Here is a 12,135-nt window from a genome sequence, read left to right as displayed (position 1 = left end):
TCGGGAGTTATCTGGCGAACAACTATGCGGCCAATACGATGTTTATCACCCGTCTGCATGACCGTCTGGGTGAAACTCAGTATACCGATATGCTGACTGGCGAAGAAAAAGTCACCAGTATGTGGATGCGTAACGTAGGGGGCCATAATCGCTTTACTGACGGCAGCGGGCAGTTGAAAACCAACGCTAACCGTTATGTTTTGCAGTTAGGCGGCGACCTGGCGCAGTGGAGCAGCGACGGCCTCGATCGCTGGCATCTGGGTGCCATGGCGGGTTATGCCAACCAGAAAAGTAAAACCCGTAACAGTTACACTGGCTATTCGTCTCGTGGACAGGTAGATGGTTACAGCGTCGGTCTGTATGCCACCTGGTATGCCAATGAAGCGGATAAGACCGGGACCTATCTGGATAGCTGGGTACTGTATAACTGGTTTGATAACACCGTTAGCGGCGAACATCTGGCCAGCGAAAACTACAAATCCGACGGTATCACGGCGTCTGTTGAAGGGGGTTATAGCTTCCTGGTCAGGGAAAGTGAAAATAAAACCTACTGGCTCCAACCGAAAGCGCAGGTTATCTGGATGGACGTGCAGGCCGATTCACATCGTGAGCACAACGGGACGGTGGTTAAAGACAAAACTGACGGCAACCTGATGACTCGCCTCGGCGTCCGTGCTTACCTGAAATGTCATGCGGAGAAAGATACCGATAAAGGCCGTGATTTCCAGCCGTTCATTGAAGCGAACTGGATCCACAACACCAATAACCAGACCGTACAGATGGGCTCCATCAAGGATGACATCAGCGGGACACGTAACATTGGTGAGCTGAAAGTGGGTATTGAAGGGCAAATCAACCCGCGTCTGCAGGTGTGGGGTAACGTGGCGCAGCAAATGGGCGACAACAGCTACAGCGATACCTCTGCGATGCTCGGGGTGAAATACAGCTTCTAAGAAACCGAGAAATATCACACCAGAACAAGGCGATGCTCTCAGGGCATCGCCTTTTTTTCCTTCATCTTTCCCTGACGGGTACATAGTCAAAACGCCCCTTTCCCGCTACAGTTATTCATCCACGGCAAGTAAGGAGAAGGGACATGCTCTATATCTTTGATTTAGGTAATGTGATTGTCGATATCGACTTCAACCGCGTATTAGGTACCTGGAGCGATCTGAGCCGTGTGCCGCTGGCGTCGTTAAAGCAGAGCTTTACGATGGGTGAGGCCTTCCATCAGCACGAACGGGGAGAAATCACCGATGAAGCATTTGCCGAGGCCCTTTGTCATGAGATGGATCTGTCGCTGAGCTACGAACAGTTTTCCCATGGCTGGCAGGCCGTTTTTGTCGCGCTACGGCCTGAGGTTATCGATATCATGCAGAAACTGCGTGAGCAGGGGCATCGCGTGGTCGTCCTGTCGAACACCAACCGGCTGCATACGACGTTCTGGCCAGAGGAATATCCAGAAATTCGCCAGGCGGCGGACCATATTTATTTGTCGCAGGATCTGGGGATGCGCAAGCCGGAGACACGGATTTATCAGCATGTGTTACAGCAAGAGGGTTTTTCAGCGAGCGACACGGTCTTTTTTGACGACAACATCGATAATATAGAAGGGGCCAACCAGTTGGGGATAACCAGCATTCTGGTGACCGATAAAACCGTCATTCCTGAGTATTTCGCGAAGTTGTTATGCTAAAAACCGTGCATCAAAAAGCCAGGCATCATACCCGACCGATCTGGGCCTGGCTGAAGCTCCTCTGGAAGCGCATTGATGAGGACAATATGACGACCCTGGCAGGGAATCTTGCCTACGTCTCGTTGCTCTCATTGGTGCCGCTGATCGCCGTTGTATTTGCGCTTTTCGCCGCTTTTCCGATGTTTTCCGATGTCAGCGTCCAGTTGCGACACTTTATTTTTGCCAACTTTATCCCGGCAACAGGCGATGTGATTCAACGTTACATTGAGCAGTTTGTCGCCAACTCCAACAAAATGACGGCGGTGGGGGCCTGCGGGTTAATCGTCACCGCGCTGCTGTTGATGTATGCCATTGATAGCGCGCTGAATACTATCTGGCGCAGCACGCGCACGCGGCCAAAAGTGTACTCCTTTGCCGTGTACTGGATGATTTTGACGCTGGGACCATTACTGGCAGGGGCCAGTCTGGCGATCAGTTCCTATCTTCTCTCATTACGCTGGGCCAGCGATCTCAATACCGTGATTGATGATGTGCTGCGTCTCTTCCCGCTGATCCTCTCCTGGCTCTCATTCTGGCTCCTCTACAGCGTGGTGCCGACCACGCGCGTACCGAATCGGGATGCGATTGTCGGCGCCTTTGTCGCTGCGGTCCTGTTCGAGGCCGGAAAGAAAGGTTTCGCGCTTTATATCACCATGTTCCCGTCATATCAGCTTATTTACGGCGTGTTAGCGGTGGTACCCATTTTGTTTGTCTGGGTGTACTGGACGTGGTGTATCGTCTTGCTTGGTGCGGAAATAACTGTCACTCTCGGGGAATACCGCAAACTCAAACAAGCCGCAGAACAAGAAGAAGCAGACCAACCATGATTGCATTAATTCAGCGCGTAACCCGTGCCAGCGTCACCGTGGAGGACGAAGTGACGGGTGAAATTGGCTCAGGACTTTTAGTGTTGTTGGGTGTCGAAAAGGATGACGACGAGCAGAAAGCGAATCGCCTGTGTGAACGTGTGCTTGGCTACCGTATTTTTAGCGATGCCGAAGGCAAAATGAACCTGAACGTGCAACAGGCGGGCGGGAGTGTGCTGGTGGTTTCACAATTTACGCTGGCGGCGGATACCGAACGCGGCATGCGTCCGGGGTTCTCTAAAGGGGCGACGCCGGAGCGGGCGGAGGCCCTGTACGATTATTTCGTCGAACGCTGCCGCCAGCAGGACATGAATACGCAGACCGGACGCTTCGCTGCGGATATGCAGGTTGCGCTGGTGAATGACGGCCCCGTGACGTTCTGGTTACAGGTATGAATCAGCTTCCGGCGTGGCCGCGGGTTACAAGAGAGAGTACCGCTATGTATCACCTTCGAGTACCGCAAACAGAAGAAGAATTAGAGCGTTACTATCAGTTTCGCTGGGAAATGCTGCGCAAGCCGCTGCATCAACCGAAGGGTTCCGAGCGTGATGCCTGGGACGCAATGGCGCACCACCAGATGGTGGTCGATGAAGAGGGCAATCTGGTTGCCGTCGGGCGGTTGTACATCAATGCCGATAATGAGGCTTCCATCCGTTTCATGGCTGTCGATCCCACCGTGCAGGAAAAGGGGCTGGGAACGCTGATGGCAATGACGCTGGAGTCCGTCGCACGTCAGGAAGGGGTCAAACGAGTGACCTGTAGCGCACGGGAAGACGCTGTCGAATTCTTCGCCAAACTGGGTTTTGTCAATCAGGGCGAAATCACCACGCCGCAAACTACGCCGGTTCGCCACTTTTTGATGATCAAACCGATTGCCTCGCTCGATGACATTTTGCATCGCGGCGACTGGTGCGGACAGCTACAGCAGGCGTGGTATGAGCACATCCCGCTGAGCGAGAAGATGGGTGTACGTATTCAGCAGTACACCGGGCAAAAATTTATTACCACCATGCCGGAGACGGGCAATCAAAATCCGCACCACACGCTGTTTGCCGGGAGCCTGTTTTCGCTGGCTACGCTGACCGGCTGGGGGCTTATCTGGCTGATGCTGCGTGAGCGCCATCTTGGGGGCACGATCATTCTCGCTGACGCCCATATCCGCTATAGCAAACCTATCAGCGGCAGACCCGCCGCGGTTGCCGATCTCGGCTCGTTGAGCGGCGATCTTGACCGTCTGGCGCGTGGGAAAAAGGCGCGGGTTCAACTGCAGGTAGAGCTGCTGGGCAATGACACACCGGGCGCTATTTTTGAAGGTATTTACATCGTCCTGCCCGCCAAACCGTTTGGTCCCTATGAAGAAGGCGGAAACGAGGAAGAGTAGGGGGAACTCCCTTCTCTATTCTTCGCTAACGGACGGGATAGTCACGCGCCAGGCGATATCCTGCATTGCGCTGCGCGCCGCATGGCTGACGCCAGCTAGCTGGAAAAAACCATGAATCACGCCGAGGTAGCGCTGGCAGGTGCAGTCGACGTGTTGGGTCGTCAGTCGCTCATACAAAAGTTCGCCTTCGTCGCACAGCGGATCAAATTCAGCGGTGATGATGTGCGTAGGCGGTAAGCCGCTGAGATCATCTCGCCAGAGCGGGCTGGCTTCGGGATGCTGGCGATCGGTATGGGGCATATACATCTCATACCCGGTTAGCAACGTGTCGCGGGTAATGATGTAGTCCAGACCGTTGCGGGTATAGCTCTCACATTTTGCGGTCGCGTCGAGCATCGGGTAGATCAGCATCAATTGTGCGGGCAGCCATTGCTTTGCTGCCTTCAGGCGCAATGCTGTCACCAGCGCCAGGTGTCCGCCCGCACTGTCCCCGGCAAGCGTGATGTGCTGGCGTTCAACGCCAAGCTGTTTCGCATATTGCCAGATCAGGTTGGCCCCTTTTTCAGCATCGTCATGCGCCGCAGGAAACGTGTGTTCTGGTGCGAGGCGGTATTGTACGGCAATCACCCGGCAACCGCTGGTATACGCCAGTTGTCGCAACTGATTATCATGCGTGGCAAATCCGCCGCTCACGAAACAGCCGCCGTGGTAGTAAATAACGCAGGGCAGAGCACCCGAAGCATGGTGCGGTGATACGACGCGCAGCGTCATCCCCTCCAGTTCAACATCGCTGACCTCTACGCGCGTTTCGGTCTTTCCGGCCAGCGCGGTACTGGCGATATAGCCTGCTCTCCGGTCATCAATATGTTGCCGACGAACAGAAGGACGTCCCGCCGCGATAAATTCCTCGACCCGTTGTGCAATCCCGTTTTCAAGCGCCATTTTCTTAATCCCTAAAATCTGTATGAATATACAGTGTTATAACCTGGTTTTTCATGAAAGAGAATGGTGGATTTAGGGCAGAGTAAAATTCTGGAAAGCGCCTCGCAAAAGGAAAAGTCACTACGGGGATCGCTTTTTTCCTGCTTGCCGACGGTGTATGTTGTTTGAAAATTATTCGCCAATGATATACTGGAGGTATATGTGAGCATAATGGCTGGAATGGACATGGGCAGAATATTACTCGACTTATCCGATGAGGTGATCAAACGCCTTGACGATCTCAAGCAGCAGCGGAATCTGCCCCGTGCGGAGTTGCTGCGCGAAGCGGTTGAACAGTACCTTGAAAGGCAAGGCCAGGCTGAAACCACAATTTCCAATGCGCTGGGGCTCTGGCAGGGTTGTGAGGAAGACGGCGTTGAGTATCAGAGGACGCTACGCGAGGAATGGTAATGCAAAAGGGACCCGTGCTGTTCGATACCAATATCCTGATTGATTTATTCAGCGGGCACCAGGAAGCACAGCATGTACTGGAAGCGTATCCGCCGCAGAATGCCATCAGCCTGGTTACCTGGATGGAAGTCATGGTGGGGGCAAAAAAATACCATCAGGAATATCGTACACGTGTGGCGTTGAGTGCGTTCAACATCATCGGCGTTTCACAGGAAATTGCTGAGCGAAGCGTGAATCTCAGGCAGGAATATGGGATGAAACTTCCGGACGCGATCATTCTGGCTACCGCGCAGATTCATCGGTTTGCGCTTGTGACGCGCAACACCAGAGATTTCGCGGGGATACCTGGCGTCATTACGCCTTATCAGTTGCAAGCCGGACGATAAGCACCGCCCGGCATCACCTGTTGAAGGCGTTTACTCCCCTTCTCCCGGGAACAGGAACGGGTTGATGGAACTGCGGGCGAAGCCTTCTTGCTCCATGCGCGCGTCCAGTACCAGCGACGCGAGGTCGTCGGCGACGGCTTCCACTTTCGGGTCTTTTTCCTGATAGAGGATCTTAAGGTAGGTTCCACAGTCACCGCAGCTTTCGGCTTTGATTGCCGCCTGCTCATTGTCCAGTGACCAGTAGTGCAGATCGCGGCTTTGCTCGCAGTTGCTGCATTTAACACGAACCACATGCCACTCGGTTTCACAAAGGTTGCAGTGCAGATAGCGCAGTCCCTGGGTGGTGCCAATTTGCACCATGCTGGAGACCGGCATCGAGCCGCACACCGGGCAGTACTGACGTTGTTCGCCGTATTCCGCGCGGGCTTTACCCGGGATAAGGCTGGCCATTTGCGCCCAGTACAGCGACAGCGCGGCCCAGATGAACGGGGCCTTATCGCTGCTGACCGCGGCGAAATCGGAGGCAAACAGAGCGCTGGCCATCTGTTCCAGTTCCTGTTCGGAGGCTTTTTCCAGATTTTCGATCACCGCCAGCGCCGGGCCGCTCATCTCCGGTTTCAGTTCGGCGATCAGCGAGTGCAGCAGTTTCTGCCAGTGCTTATCGCGTGGCAGAACGTGGATATCCAGCGGCGGCTTACCCTGAGCGTTGGCTTCTTTGATGCGTGCAGTGAGATCCATCTGCAACGGATGGTCATACAGCACCACTTCCTGGGCATGGGCGATCAGCGCAGCAAAGCGCAGGTAATCTCCCAGCGGGTTATTCTCAGCCAGTTCGCGCAGACGCTCGGCGCGACGGTTATACAGATTTTTGAGCCGGGGGAATAATAACGGTGGAATCATATCCGTCGCGCGTTTCTCGCTCTTTTCCAGCTCATCTTGCGGGATGATACGAATGCTCATTCAGTCACTTCCTGGTTAGGCAGATTTAGCTAGGTGTAATCCGCTCTGTGAATTGGCGGGCATTTCGCGCCCGCGCTGGTGAATGTCATTAATGATAACCGCAATCGGCCTGCGGGTTATAGCGGTGACATCGCAATGTGTGCGTTACGATACCTGATATCGATACCCCAGACCATGCACCGTTCGGATTAGCTGCGGCTGATTGGCATCCTGTTCGATGACTTTGCGGAGCCGGGAAATGTGCTGATCCAGCGTACGGCTATTGGGCAAATAGTCGTACCCCCACGCCGCATCGAACAACATATCGCGCGTAACCACCTGATTTTTATGACGCTCAAGACAGCTTAAAATGCGAACTTCCCGCAGCGTCAGCTCCAGCTTTTGCTCGCCGCGCCAGGCGCACAGTTCATTCGGGAACACCGTCAGGTCGCCAAAAGCAAAACTGAGGTTAGGCTGCGTGGCGCTATGGTTTAAACAACGACGGGCGATGGTTTTTATCCGCGCCCGCAGTTCATGAATACCAAACGGTTTGCTGATGTAGTCATCTGCACCCAGTTCCAGCCCCACGACACGGTCGATCTCCTCATCTTTGGCGGAGAGAAACACGATGGGAATGTGTTCGTTCTGGCGGCGAATTTCCCGGCAGACGGTATAGCCATCCATTTCGGGCATCATGATGTCTAACAGCACAAAGTCCGGTTTGTCGCGATGATAACTCTCCAGCGCCGCGCGCCCGTTCGGTGCTGCTATGATCGAATAACCCTCGCGCGACAGTGCATCCACCAGACCCTGGCGGATGTTTGCATCATCTTCGGCAATCAGTATCTTCATATTCTCATCCCTGCGGCAGCGTAAGGGTAAAGCGGACGCCTGGCTCTTGCGCCGTTACCTGAATCTTTCCGTGCAGGCGTTGCGCCAGTTGGCAAGCGATGGTGAGCCCAATACCGGTACCTGAAACACCCTCGGTAATGGAGGATTTGACCCGATAAAACGGGCGGAAGATCAAGGACATCTCATTTTCCGCAATACCGGGACCATAGTCGCGAACGGCGATCTCCACGTTTTCCGCAACGTGTTCAACGGTCAGATCCACGCGCTGGCCCTGCGAAGCGTATTTTTCGGCATTACTGAGAAAGTTGCTGACAATTTGCGTGATCACGTCGCGATCGCTGTGCAATATCAGATTCTCAGGGCAGGACATGTGAATCGTCATGCCTTTAGCCTGCAACGCAGGCGTAAAGATCTGCGTAATTTCTGTCATCAGACGGCGGAGATTGACTGGCTGAAGATGCAGTTTCGGTGCGCGCGTAAAGGTCAGGATATTCTGGATAAGCCGTGATAACCGCTGGCCTTCCTGAGTGATCACATCCACATAGCGTCTCTCATGCGTTTGTTCATCATCCAGCCCTTCGCGCAGCAGTTCGGCATAGAGCGTGATGTTGGTCAGCGGTGTTTTCAGTTCGTGTGACACCTGGCTGACAAAATCGACCTGCTGGCGCGCCTGACGCGCCGCGCGGGTATATTCCCGCCACAGCGAGACGCCCAACAGTGCGACGGCGAGAAGCAGCAGGACGATTAATGCGCCGCCCCACAGCCAGATATGCCAGAGCGGTGCGTTGACGCCGTAAGCGCTGACCTGCCACGTTGTGAGTGGATACGCCAGCGTGCGGGAGTCCAGTAAAGTGAGCCGCCGCAGATCCGCCTGCGCGTTCTGATAAAGCTGACGGCCGTTTTCCGTCACCCTGACAATCTGCTGCGGATCCCCCGGGTTCACCTGTATGCCGTTCGCCATATCCATCATCAGCTGTACCCAGGAGAGGCGAAAGCCGATGATCGCCCCCTCTTTCTGCCGCCAGTAGATCAACAGCGGTTCCGGAGTCTCAAAACTAATAAACCAGCCGGCCTGTGGCGTGTCCTGCTCGCTTTGTGTCATATGACTGGCAAGTTGGCTGGGATCGTTGACCAGCGGGCTGAGCAGGCGCACCCACTCTTTATCCTTGTTGCTCAACGGCTGATGCTCATCGGGATAGAGGAGATGATTTTTCCGCAGCATAAAGACGTCGGCAATGTCGCTGTCGTTCTCTTTAAGCGCGCTGAGGGTGGCGACTTCTGCGGGGTCGATAAAATCGCCAATCGCATGCAGGCGGGAGGCTTTTTGCTGCAGAATATTTTCGATCCCCCTGGCGACGCTGGCGGTTTGCGATTTCGCCAGGGTTTGGGTCTGGTACTGACGCAACAAGACTTCATGTTCCAGAGTGCGAACGCCCAGGTAAGCAAGCAGAATAAAAAACATCAATGTAATGACGAGATAAATCGGCTTGCGTCTGAACATCCAGCACTCCTTGTGGATCAGTTCGATTTCGAACTCTGGTTTTTGGTTTTATAACTCTGTTCTTTCAGCGACTTGCGCGACGCTTCTTTGCTTTCGCTTTCCATCCTGTCCAGCAACTTAAGATTTTCCTCTGCGCTCGCCTGTGCCTTCATTCTGGCGGCCGGTGCGCTAAGCGGTAACGCGCTGAGTGTACTGGAGTTTTCGCGCAGGATCGCTTTCGCCTCGTCCATTTTGCCTTCATCGATGAGCTGTAACGCCTGCTCATTCTGAATGGCGGATTTCTGAATGGCGGAATCGACGATCACATCCTCCACCTGCGCTTTCTGAACCTCGTTGGCTGAGGCGGTATAGCTGACGGCCATCTTGTCATCCCAACGCTCTTTCTGCCCGGTGGCGAGGTTGTTATAGCTGACGTTGACCTCAGCGAGCGGCTTGCTTTGTGCGGCCTGGCCTTTCGCCGGCAGCACTTCCAGCATGACATATTTCTCCTGATTGGCGTAAAGCTGGTTCAGTTTAACGGTCACCGTGTTGTCGCGGATTTCACCTTCACGCCCCAGCAGGCGAAGTGGCTTAACGTTGTCGGCGACGTTAATTTGCACCACCACATCCTGAGCGACGACGGACATGACATCGCCAAATTCATGGGCAAATGCCTTCTCCAGGGCATCGGTGTTTTGTACAAACACGTGGTTGCCATCGCTGTACTGGGCAATCGCCGCCATCAGATCTTCATTGTAGCCTTCGCCAATACCCATCGTCGTGATGGCAATCCCTTTGCGGGCGGCAATCTTACCCAGTTCTGCCAGCTCGCTGGTGGAGGAAGGGCCGATGTTCGCCTGACCATCAGACAGCAGGATGATGCGGTTAACATGGGCCTTATCGAGGAATTTACTGTTTTCTTTGATACCGCGGCTAACACCGGCAAACAGGGCAGTACCGCCGCGTGCGGTCAGTCGTTCACGGATTTGGCTGATAAGTTTCGCTTTATTGTCGACTTTGGCCGCCGGCACAATGACATCCACGACGTCGTCGTAAATCACCACCGAGAGCGTGTCCTGGGCGCTTAAAGTGTTCACCGCCATTACGGCAGCTTCTGTGGCTTGTTCGATACGCTCGCCGCCCATAGAGCCGGAGCGGTCAATCACCAGCGCGAGGTTGATCGGGCTGCGTTTGGTTGCATGCAGCGGGAAACCCGTCAGTGACACTTTGAGGTAGTTTTTGTCCTGGCTGTTTTCCAGCACCAGAGGGGAAGCCAGTTCGGATTTAATCGTCACTTTCGGCGCGGGCGGTTGTGCCGCCGTTGTTGTCGCAAGCAGTCCCATTGCCAGGGCTGCGAAGAGGTGTTTGAGATTCACGGTACGTCTCCTTGTCTTAAGAATCGACTCCATTCTTATGCGACCGTAACGTCGGTTGGTCTGTAATCTGTATAAAGTTGTCAAAAAGTTGTCAAAACGGCCTGTCAGGCCAAAAATATCCCTTAAAAAAACGCCGGAAACTCAGTCTCCGGCGTTATCTTATCGGTTCACGAACAGCCTTTGCTTACGACTGGGTCTTATCCTGCTTTTCGCGAACTTCACGGTACCAGCGCGGGTGATGCTTCTTCGCCCAGGAGCGGGTTACCCAGCCCTCTACCATCGCGGTAATAGTACCTTTTACCCACAGCGCGGCGTAAATATGCACCATGATAACCACAATCAGCGCGACGGCGGCAAATGAATGCAGCATTAACGCGAAGCGGATCACCGGAATGGAGAACGCTGGCGCAAAGTACGGACGCCAGATGATCACACCGCTCACCAGCAGCAGCACCAGGAAGATAATCGCCGCCCAGAACACGCATTTCTGGCCGAAGTTATACCGCCCGGTGTCACCCACCTCTTCGTTGACGACAATCTTGCGAATGTTCTTCGCCCAAAAAATGTCATCCCGGTTAATCAGGTTGTGGTGCCAGTAACGGAAGAACATGATGATGAACGAGGCAAACATGATGACGCCCACAAACGGGTGCAGAATACGCGCCAGTTGCGGTGTGCCCATGATTTGCATCAGCCAGTTGAAGGACGGGAAGAAAAAGCCCAGCCCGCTCACCGCCGCCAGCACGAAGCAGAAGGCGGTGACCCAGTGGTTGATGCGTTCCGGCGCGGTGTAGCGCACGATGGTGTCACGTCTTTTCATTTGCGCACCTCATCGTCTTTCTCTTCATGCAGGTTGTTCTCTTCCTCATCCGCACGGTTTGGACCGACACCGACGTAGTGGAAGATGCTGGCCGCAAAGGTCGCGGCAAAGCCGACCGCTGCAAGAGGCTTCCAGATCCCTTTCCAGAATTTCACGGTGGCGCTGATTTCCGGGTTCTCCGGCAGACCGTGGTACAGATTCGGTTTGTCGGCATGGTGCAACACATACATCACGTGCGTCCCACCTACGCCCGCCGGATCGTACAGGCCAGCATTGTCGTAACCACGGGTTTTCAGTTCTGCCACACGCTCGCCAGCCAACGTTTTCATGTCCTCTTTGGAACCAAAGTGGATAGCACCCGTTGGGCAGGTTTTCACGCAGGCCGGTTCCTGGCCAACGGTCACGCGGTCAACGCACAGCGTACATTTATAGACGCGGTTGTCTTCCGGGTTGAGTCGCGGCACGTCGAACGGGCAACCGGCGATGCAGTAACCACAGCCGATGCACTGCTCGGACTGGAAGTCGACAATCCCGTTGGCATACTGAATGATAGCGCCTTCTGCCGGACACGCCTTCAGGCAGCCCGGATCGGCGCAGTGCATACAGCCATCCTTACGGATCAGCCATTCCAGTTTGTCGTTCTGCTCCACTTCCGAGAAACGCATCACGGTCCAGGATTTAGCGGTTAAATCCGCCGGGTTATCATAGACCCCGACGTTGCTGCCGATCTCATCACGGATGTCGTTCCACTCTGAACAGGCCACCTGACAGGCTTTACAGCCGATGCAGGTGGTGACGTCAATGAGCTTCGCCACTTCTTCCTGGAAGTCCCGCGCCTGAGGCGCGGGGGTAAGACCGTTAGTCGCGGAACGACGGATAATGTCTTGCGATTGATAAGCCATAAGTCG

General features: G+C 54.5%; 14 protein-coding genes. 7 read left to right on the top strand and 7 right to left on the bottom strand.

Features of this window, described 5'->3' with window-relative positions:
• From AOY24_RS22530 to fabY, 5 genes are all read left to right on the top strand, one after another.
• The coding region (locus tag AOY24_RS22530; protein ID WP_152967230.1) for an autotransporter outer membrane beta-barrel domain-containing protein at positions 1-953 on the top strand (953 nt) is incomplete at its 5' end.
• 143 nt (positions 954-1,096) lie between these two features.
• Positions 1,097-1,696 carry a glucose-1-phosphatase gene (gene yihX / locus AOY24_RS22525; RefSeq protein ID WP_044265152.1) on the top strand — a complete coding sequence of 200 codons (600 nt, stop codon included), beginning with the start codon at positions 1,097-1,099 and terminating at the stop codon, positions 1,694-1,696.
• Positions 1,690-2,562, top strand: a complete 873-nt coding sequence (locus AOY24_RS22520; RefSeq protein ID WP_044257165.1) for a virulence factor BrkB family protein — start codon at positions 1,690-1,692, stop codon at positions 2,560-2,562. The genes yihX and AOY24_RS22520 overlap by 7 nt, the downstream gene beginning before the upstream one ends.
• Positions 2,559-2,996 carry a D-aminoacyl-tRNA deacylase gene (gene dtd / locus AOY24_RS22515; RefSeq protein WP_044265155.1) on the top strand — a complete coding sequence of 146 codons (438 nt, stop codon included), beginning with the start codon at positions 2,559-2,561 and terminating at the stop codon, positions 2,994-2,996. The genes AOY24_RS22520 and dtd overlap by 4 nt, the downstream gene beginning before the upstream one ends.
• A gap of 44 nt (positions 2,997-3,040) precedes the next feature.
• Entirely contained in the window at positions 3,041-3,982 is a 942-nt protein-coding gene (gene fabY / locus AOY24_RS22510) for a fatty acid biosynthesis protein FabY (RefSeq protein ID WP_042998862.1), read from the top strand.
• A 15-nt stretch (positions 3,983-3,997) separates the two neighbouring features.
• Here the strand turns inward: fabY and AOY24_RS22505 are convergent, their stop codons facing one another.
• Positions 3,998-4,924: an alpha/beta hydrolase gene (locus tag AOY24_RS22505; protein WP_054177417.1), complete on the bottom strand. Its 927-nt coding sequence runs from the start codon at positions 4,922-4,924 to the stop codon at positions 3,998-4,000.
• Positions 4,925-5,131: 207 nt separating this feature from the next.
• Between AOY24_RS22505 and AOY24_RS22500 the strand changes: the two genes are divergently transcribed.
• Both AOY24_RS22500 and AOY24_RS22495 read left to right on the top strand, forming a co-directional pair.
• The gene (locus tag AOY24_RS22500; RefSeq protein ID WP_161215612.1) at positions 5,132-5,374 is read left to right on the top strand and encodes a CopG family transcriptional regulator; all 243 of its coding nucleotides are present in this window, start codon (positions 5,132-5,134) and stop codon (positions 5,372-5,374) included.
• Positions 5,374-5,760 carry a type II toxin-antitoxin system VapC family toxin gene (locus AOY24_RS22495; protein WP_044328134.1) on the top strand — a complete coding sequence of 129 codons (387 nt, stop codon included), beginning with the start codon at positions 5,374-5,376 and terminating at the stop codon, positions 5,758-5,760. Before AOY24_RS22500 ends, AOY24_RS22495 begins: the two co-directional genes overlap by 1 nt.
• A gap of 30 nt (positions 5,761-5,790) precedes the next feature.
• Here the strand turns inward: AOY24_RS22495 and fdhE are convergent, their stop codons facing one another.
• The 6 genes from fdhE to fdoH form a co-directional block, all read right to left on the bottom strand.
• Positions 5,791-6,720, bottom strand: a complete 930-nt coding sequence (gene fdhE, locus AOY24_RS22490) for a formate dehydrogenase accessory protein FdhE (protein ID WP_054177416.1) — start codon at positions 6,718-6,720, stop codon at positions 5,791-5,793.
• Positions 6,721-6,864: 144 nt separating this feature from the next.
• Positions 6,865-7,551, bottom strand: a complete 687-nt coding sequence (locus AOY24_RS22485; RefSeq protein WP_054177415.1) for a response regulator transcription factor — start codon at positions 7,549-7,551, stop codon at positions 6,865-6,867.
• A gap of 4 nt (positions 7,552-7,555) precedes the next feature.
• Positions 7,556-9,052, bottom strand: a complete 1,497-nt coding sequence (locus AOY24_RS22480) for a sensor histidine kinase KdpD (protein WP_044265164.1) — start codon at positions 9,050-9,052, stop codon at positions 7,556-7,558.
• A gap of 17 nt (positions 9,053-9,069) precedes the next feature.
• A complete protein-coding gene (locus AOY24_RS22475; protein WP_086512772.1) occupies positions 9,070-10,407 on the bottom strand; it encodes a VWA domain-containing protein in 1,338 nt (445 codons plus the stop codon).
• Positions 10,408-10,591: 184 nt separating this feature from the next.
• On the bottom strand, positions 10,592-11,227 hold the full coding sequence (fdoI, locus tag AOY24_RS22470) for a formate dehydrogenase cytochrome b556 subunit (RefSeq protein ID WP_044257180.1): 636 nt from the start codon (positions 11,225-11,227) through the stop codon (positions 10,592-10,594).
• Entirely contained in the window at positions 11,224-12,129 is a 906-nt protein-coding gene (gene fdoH, locus AOY24_RS22465) for a formate dehydrogenase O subunit beta (RefSeq protein WP_042998870.1), read from the bottom strand. Before fdoH ends, fdoI begins: the two co-directional genes overlap by 4 nt.
• Positions 12,130-12,135 lie beyond the last annotated feature (6 nt).

It is taken from the genome of Citrobacter sp. CtB7.12, assembly GCF_001297795.1.
Lineage (GTDB): Bacteria > Pseudomonadota > Gammaproteobacteria > Enterobacterales > Enterobacteriaceae > Citrobacter_A > Citrobacter_A amalonaticus.
Note: the sequence above shows the minus strand (reverse complement) of the source record. Positions and strands in the feature narration are given on the sequence as shown.